The following is a 7,456-nucleotide window of genomic DNA, read 5'->3' as shown; positions in this document are numbered from 1 at the left end:
GCCAGGCGGCGCCGGCCTCGCCGTCGTCGCGCCGTGCAGGCGCACCGTGGCCAGCGGCGCCGCAACGTGATCGGCACCTTCGGCCGCAGCAGGCGTCGGCAGCGGCTCGCCGGCACCCACCGCCTCCACCGACACCGCCTCGATCACCAGCGCCCGGCCCGCCATCAGGAAGGCATAGCGCTGGCGGTAGGCAGCGTCGAAGCGCGCGCGCAGCGCCGCCTCGTCGCCGTCGGCCAGCACCAGCGCCGTGTCCGTGCCTTCGTAGCGCACATGCACGCGGCGCAGCACCTCGATGCGCGACGCAGCCACGCCCTGCGCCGCCAGCGCGGCCTCCGCCTCGGCCGCCAGCGCATCGAGCCGTTCGCCGGCGGCGGCCAGGCCTGCCGCATCGAGGCGGCGCTCGACCGCCGCCTCGCGCATCGCGGTCTGGTCGGCCAGACCCATGCCGTAGGCCGACAGCACACCGGCCAGCGGGTGGATGAAGACGCGCGTCATGCCCAGTGCGTCGGCGACCGCGCAGGCGTGCTGCCCGCCGGCGCCGCCGAAACACTGCAGCGTGTAGCCGCTCACGTCGTGGCCGCGCGCGACCGAGATGCGCTTGATCGCATTGGCCATGTTGGCCACAGCGATCTGCAGCGCGCCGGCGGCCACGTCCTCCGGCAGCGTGGCACGGCCGGTCGCCACGGCGAGCTGCTGCGCCAGCGCGCCGAAGCGCTGCACCACGCCCTCGGCGTCGAGCGGCTCGTCGCCGCGCGGCCCGAACACCGCGGGGAAATATGCGGGCTGGATGCGCCCGAGCAGCAGGTTCGCGTCGGTGGTGGTCAACGGCCACCGCGGCGGTAGCAGGCCGGGCCGGGATCGGCGCCGGCCGACTCAGGCCCGACGCGCAGCCGGCCGCCATCGAAGCGCACGACCGAGCCGCCGCCGGCGGCCACCGTGTGGATGCTCATCATCGGCGCGCGCAGCCGCACGCCGGCCACCTGGGTCTCGAAGGCGCGCTCGAACTCGCCCGCGTAATGCGAGACGTCGGTCGAGGTGCCGCCCATGTCGAAGCCGATCACGCGCGTGTAGCCGGCCTCGAGCGCCGTGCGCACCATGCCGACGATGCCGCCGGCCGGACCGGACAGCACCGCGTCCTTGCCCTGGAAGCTCTCGGCCTGCGCCAACCCGCCCGAGCTCTGCATGAAGTACAGCGGCACGCCGGGCATCTGCGCGGCCACGCGCTCGACGTAGCGGCGCAGGATCGGCGACAGGTAGGCGTCGACCACGGTGGTGTCGCCACGCGACACGAACTTCATCAGCGGGCTGACCTCGTGCGACACCGACACCTGCGTGAAACCCAGCTCGCGCGCGATGCGCGCCGCCGCCGCCTCGTGCTGCGGGTAGCGGTAGCCGTGCAGGAAGACGATGGCGCAGGCACGCAGGCCGGCGTCGTGGGCCGCCCACAGGCGCTCGCGCAGCGCGGCCTCGTCGAGCGGCTCGACCACCTCGCCGTGCGCGCCCATGCGCTCGGCCGCCTCGACCACGCGCTGGTACAGCAGTTCGGGCAGCACGATGCGGCGGTCGAACAGCCGCGGCCGCGCCTGGTAGGCGATGCGCAGTGCGTCACGGAAACCGCGGGTCGTGACCAGCAGCGTCGGTTCGCCCTTGCGCTCCAGCAGCGCATTGGTCGCCACCGTGGTGCCCATCTTCACGCACTCGACCTGCGCGACGGGGATGGCCGCGCCGGCCGGCAGGCCCAGCAGGCGGCGGAGACCCTCGACCACCGCGTCGTCGTATTGCCCGGGGTTCTCGCTGAGCAGCTTGGCGGTGTGCAGGCGACCGTCGGGTGCGCGGCCGATCACGTCGGTGAAGGTGCCCCCCCGGTCGATCCAGAACTGCCACCGTCTTGCGTCCATCGCCTCGCGTTCCCTCCAGGCCACCCCGGGCGCGTGCCGGTTCGCCGCGCCCTTCGGGGCATCCTACCGGCGAGCGGCAGATCTGCCGGCCGGAATGCCCGCTTTTCCGGCGTTCCCGCTCGCGGGGCCTCCTTACGATGCCAGGGCGACCATGCCTGTCGCCTGCCCTTGCCACACCGCCCCGCCGACTCAACGCCATGACCGATCTCTCGCTGCCGCCGATGACGCCGCCCCGCAAGGCAGGCGCCGCAGCGCCCGACAGCCAGCAGGACGCCGCGCGCGCCGGGGCCTTCAGCTGGCCCACGCCGCCGTTCGCCGGCTATCCGCAGGCGGGCGCGCCCGGACAGGCCGAGCCCTGCGCCATCGAGGGACTCAACGGCAAGCTCATCAGCGGCCGGCTGCTCGGCTTCTCGCCGGCGGACGAGCTGGCGAGCGTGCAGATCCCCCCCGCACGCTCGACGATGCCGCTGAAGTTCGCGCGCTTCCGTTCGCTGATGCTGACGGAGCCGCTGGTCCCGACCGCACCACGCAGCGACGATCCGCACGCCGCCGTGCTGGCACACCGCCCGCGCAGCCGCTACAAGCTGGAGATGAAGTCCGGCGGCCCCATCGTCGGCGAGACCATCGGTCACGTCGAGACCGCCTTCGGCCTGTTCCTGTTCACGCCGCTCGACGACAGCGGGCGCGTCACGCGGCTGTTCGTTCCGAGCGAGGGCATCGCCTCGCGCGAGATCGGGCCGCGGCTCGGCGACCTGCTGGTCGAGAGCCAGGCCGCCACCGCCGAACAGGTGAACGAGGCCGCCCAGATGCAGCAGAGCCTGCGCAAGCAGAAGCTCGGCGACATCCTGGTCACGCAACGCAGCGTCACCTCCGACCAGCTGCTCGAGGCCATCGTGCAGCAGAGCCGCATGCCGATGGTGCGCATCGGCGAGGCGCTGATCGCGCTGGGCATGATCGACCATCAGCAGCTCGACGAGGCGCTGGAGCAGCAGAAGGTGGACCGCGGCGTGCCGATCGGCGAGCTGCTGGTGCGCCTGGGCCGCGTGTCGCGCCAGGACCTCCAGACCGCGCTGGCGCGCAAGATGGGCTACCCCATCGTCGACGCCAGCAGCTTCCCGATCGAGGCCGACGCGCTGCGCAAGCTGCCCTTCCCGACCGCGCAGCGCCTCAACGCGCTGCCGCTGCTGCTGCGCGACACGACGCTGGTGGTGGCGGTGGAAGACCCGTCCAAGCGCGGCGCGCTCGACGAGATCGAATTTGCCAGCCAGTGCAAGGTGGCCCCGGTGCTCGCGCGCCACCACGACATCCAGGCCACGCTGCACAGCGCCTACTCGCGCATCGGCGTCGAGATCGCCGGCCTGGCACTCGACGACGGGCCCGAGCCCGAGCCCGCGGACGCCGGCAAGCTGCTGGAGAGCCTGGAGCGCGAGGGCGCCGACCAGAACGCCCGCGAGAACGAGAAGCAGATCGAGCAGAGCGACAACTCGCTCGTGCGCCTGATCCACACGATGATCATCGAGGCCTACAACCAGGGCGTCAGCGACATCCACATCGAGAACTACCCGGGCCGCGAGAAGCTGAAGATCCGCTTCCGCAAGGACGGCGTGCTCAAGCCCTACCTCGAGCTGCCGCACACCTACCGCAACGCGATCATCGGGCGCATCAAGATCATGTGCGACCTCGACATCTCCGAGCGCCGCAAGCCGCAGGACGGCAAGATCAACTTCGCCAAGTTCTCGGCCCAGCACAAGCTCGAGCTGCGCGTAGCCACGATCCCCACCAACAACGGCCTCGAGGACGTGGTGATGCGGCTGCTGGCCTCGGCCAAGCCGGTGCCGCTGGAGAAGCTGGGGTTCAGCGAGCGCCACCTGTCGCAGCTCAAGACCGCGATGGAACGCCCCTACGGCCTCGTGCTGTGCGTCGGCCCCACCGGCTCGGGCAAGACCACCACGCTGCATTCGGCCATCAGCCACATCAACCAGCCGGAACGCAAGATCTGGACGGCGGAGGACCCGGTCGAGATCACCCAGGCCGGCCTGCGCCAGGTGCAGGTGAACCCGAAGATCGACTGGACCTTCGCGAAGGCGCTGCGCGCCTTCCTGCGCGCCGATCCGGACGTGATCATGGTCGGCGAGGTGCGCGACGGCGAGACGGCCCGCATCGCGGTCGAGGCCTCTCTGACCGGCCACCTGGTGCTGTCCACGCTGCACACCAACAGCGCGCCGGAGACCGTGACCCGCCTGCTCGACATGGGCATGGACCCGTTCAACTTCGCCGATTCGCTGCTGCTGGTGCTGGCACAGCGCCTCGTTCGGCGCCTGTGCACCGAATGCCGCGTGAGCCGCCCGATGACCGAGGCCGAGATCGAGGTGATGCTCGACGATCACCTGTTCGTGCAGCACCACGCCGACCCGGAGGCCGTGCGTGCCAGCGTCCGCGAGGGCTGGCTGGGTCGCTTCGGCCGCGACGGCCGGCTGATGCACCACCACAGCCCCGGCTGCCCGGCCTGCGGCCACACCGGCTTCCGCGGCCGCTGCGGCATCCACGAGCTGATGCCGATGTCGCGCGAGCTGCGTCGCATGATCCAGACCGGCGCCCGCGCCGAGGAGCTGCAGCAGTTGGCCCTCAGCGAGGGCATGCTGACGCTGCGGCAGGACGGCATCGAGAAGGTGCTGCAAGGTCAGACCTCGATCGACGAGGTTCGCGCCACGAGCAATGTCTGAGGTCCGTCCGGCACGGCATGCCGCCGCGCTGACAAGCCCGTCCCCCTGGGTCAGGCTGAGCTGTCGACGCAGGCCGGCGCTCTGCTGTGCATCACGTCCTTCATGATCCCCAGGCTCGCGAACAAGCGTGCCACGTCGAGCACCTGGATCATCAGCTGCCCCTCGTTGGCCTTGATCAGGTGCGACACCAGCGCCGGCGCACCACCGCGGAGCTGCGGCGCCCGCGTGATCTGTTGCGCCGCGAACGCCGGTACGCCGTGAAGCTCGCTGACCAGCAGGCCGATCTCGACCTCCTGGTATCGCAGCACCACGACCTGGCTGGTGTCGCTGATCACCGTGGGCAGACCGCCCAGCAGCGAGCCAAGGTCGAAAGCCCACAGATAACCCTCGACATGCCCCTCGCGCCGACGCGCCAGCATGCCGATGCGGTGCGGCACCTCGCCCGTCGACACGGCCGTCAGGTGCCACGCCGGTAGCGCCTCGATCACGTGCTCGGCTGGCAAGGCCATCAGCGCTGCATCGATGAAGAAGGTCGCGAACTCGGCGCCGCTTGCGACGGTCGATCCCTCGGTCAGCCGCGTGAGCGCCCGGTGCCGCGCGGTGAGCTGCGGGGTGCGCACCTCGCCGAGCGACTGGAAGGCCACCGCCAGCACATCCTCCACATACCCGTCCGTCCGCTTGAACTCGCGATAGCCGTTGGAAACCGAGCACCCGACCAGGGTGTAGCGTCCATCGCGCACGATCACTCGCGACGCGCTGCCGCCGTTGCCCAGTGTCAGGAACTCGGGCGGCAGGTCCAGCGTGCCGCCGACGGCGACCGACGCGTCGGTGCTGGCGATGACGCGGCCGCGTCGATCCACGAACAGCGCCGACATGTCGGTCTGGGCGCCGATGCCGTCGCTCAGCATTGCCTCGAGCTCGCGCGCCGAGTTGAAGGCGATGCCGATGCCGCCGACCACCGTGGCCTCGTCGTCCAATGCACGCACCGCGGCGTGATAGACATACGTCGGCAGCCCGTCGCAGAGCGCAGACGGACGGAATGGCGTCACGTGATAGGACTGCGAGTCGGGCAGCGCCAGCACGGCCCGCAGTGTGTCGTCCTCGATCCTGCCGTCGACAACGCTGCCTTGCGCGCGCGGCTCGCTCGCGGCGACGATGCGCCCGTGGCTGTCGTAGACGACGAGCCGCGTGTAGACCGTGTAGAGCGCGTGGATGCCTTCGAGCAGCGCGGTGAGTGCACGGCGTGCCGGCTCGTCGAGCACCGGCTGTGCGAGCGCGCTGCGCAGCTCGGGTGTCATCGCCCACCAGCGGCAGTCGTCGGAGCGCTCGTAGAGGTTGCGGTCGAGCAGCTCGACCAGCAGTTGTGTCGTGAACTCCGCACTCGCGAGACTGGACGCGAGCACCGTGTCGTAAAGATCGCGGATCGAACGCGCGAACAGCTCGTTGCTGCGTGCGCCGGTGTCACTGATCTGCTCCAGCACGGTCTTGAGGCGATGCAGGTCACCGCCCTCGCCGGCCGCCATCACCTGGCCGTTCCACACCACGCGCCGGATGCCGTCGCAGCGGTGACGATCTCGTAGAGCGGCGGGCAGAAGCTGCGCGCATGCGACAGCAAACCTTCGGCGACGGCCTCGTCGAGGCGCTCCAGCACGCCCCCGGCCCGGCCGCTGAAGGCGACTTCGAGCGGGATCATCACCTGGCTCTGCCAGCCGGGAGGCCCGGCGTAGCCCTGGTAGCCGTCGGACACGAAGGTCTGGACCAGGTAGGTGCGCCCGGCATGGATGCACAGCTCGGGCTGCGCCGAGCGGTTCACCGGCACCACCGAGCCCAGCGGCAGCCATTGCTCATCGGCCGACGCGATGATGCGGTTGTCGGCGTCGAGCAGCATGATGTTGGAGCGGCCGTCCCGGCCATGGCGCGATGCGAAGATGCTCGCCATCTCCTTCTCGAATCCGAACACCAGACACAGGACACCGACCGGCTGCCCGTCGCGCGGGTCCAGCATGCGCCGCGAGTAGACGAGCGAGCGCGGCCTGCCCGGCCGCAGGTCGGTCGCACGGAAGCTCTCGACATAGGTGTCGCTCGCCAGCGACCGAGCGATCAGCGGATCGCCGCTGCCCTCGATCGGCGAATGGGCGTCGATGTGGGCCAGCACGCCGCCGCGGATGTCGAGCAGCACGATTTCGTCGTAGACGGTGTACTTGTCGCGGTACGCGCGCAGCCGCTCGACCACGGCCTCGCGCGTGCCACCGATGCCGGCGACGTACTCGCACAGCTCGCGGTCCGTCGCGAGGAAGCCGACATCGGCGGTGCGCTCGTAGAGGTTGCGCACGATGATGTCGATCACATGGCGCGCGCGGGTGCCCAGCTCGGCCATCACGTTGGTCACCTTCTGGTGCACGAGGCTGCTGACCAGCTCCGTTTCGAGGCGCTGGAATCCCTCGCGCGTGGCGGCCATCATCGGCAGGATGCCGCCCGCATCTTCGGCGCAGTTCATCTTGGCCGACGCCTCGATCATGCGCCACGTCAGGTTGAGTTCACGCAGCGATTCGTCGCAGCGCACCACGTCCCGCATGTGCGGGAGGAACCCATCTATGTCCATTCTTGTGCTTGCTGTCCAGCCCGGCAGGCCGATGCGGCGCTGCAGCAATGTCCATGCCCGGGGCGACGTGCGCCGAGCCGTGCGGGCTAGGCGGCTGCGTCCAGCGGCCGCAGCGCAGCGTCGACCGAGCGTTGCGCCTGCTGCACCGCATGCAGCAGCTCGTTCTGCCCAGCACCAGCGCACGCGCATAGCGCTGGCTCACGCGGCCAGCGCGGCCGCCGCCGCCGAGGCGC

General features: G+C 70.7%; 3 protein-coding genes and 1 pseudogene. 1 reads left to right on the top strand and 3 read right to left on the bottom strand.

All coding sequences use genetic code 11. The features are described from left to right. A pseudogene (locus tag Y694_RS18380) lies at positions 1-1,898 on the bottom strand (hydantoinase/oxoprolinase family protein); the annotation flags it as partial. 197 nt (positions 1,899-2,095) lie between these two features. Between Y694_RS18380 and Y694_RS18375 the strand changes: the two are divergent. After that, complete coding sequence (locus Y694_RS18375) at positions 2,096-4,621, top strand: GspE/PulE family protein (RefSeq protein ID WP_197028815.1); 2,526 nt, start codon at positions 2,096-2,098, stop codon at positions 4,619-4,621. A gap of 50 nt (positions 4,622-4,671) precedes the next feature. Here Y694_RS18375 and Y694_RS26190 read toward each other — a convergent pair whose 3' ends face one another. Beyond that, positions 4,672-6,165 (bottom strand): chemotaxis protein CheW, encoded by a 1,494-nt coding sequence (locus tag Y694_RS26190; protein WP_231497770.1) that lies wholly within the window; start codon positions 6,163-6,165, stop codon positions 4,672-4,674. After that, positions 6,144-7,223, bottom strand: a complete 1,080-nt coding sequence (locus tag Y694_RS26185; protein WP_231497769.1) for a cache domain-containing protein — start codon at positions 7,221-7,223, stop codon at positions 6,144-6,146. Before Y694_RS26185 ends, Y694_RS26190 begins: the two co-directional genes overlap by 22 nt. Between the last annotated feature and the right edge of the window lie 233 nt (positions 7,224-7,456).

The sequence above is a fragment of the Methylibium sp. T29-B genome (assembly GCF_000576225.1).
Classification (GTDB): domain Bacteria; phylum Pseudomonadota; class Gammaproteobacteria; order Burkholderiales; family Burkholderiaceae_C; genus Methylibium; species Methylibium petroleiphilum.
This window is presented reverse-complemented; position numbering and strand designations above follow the sequence as displayed.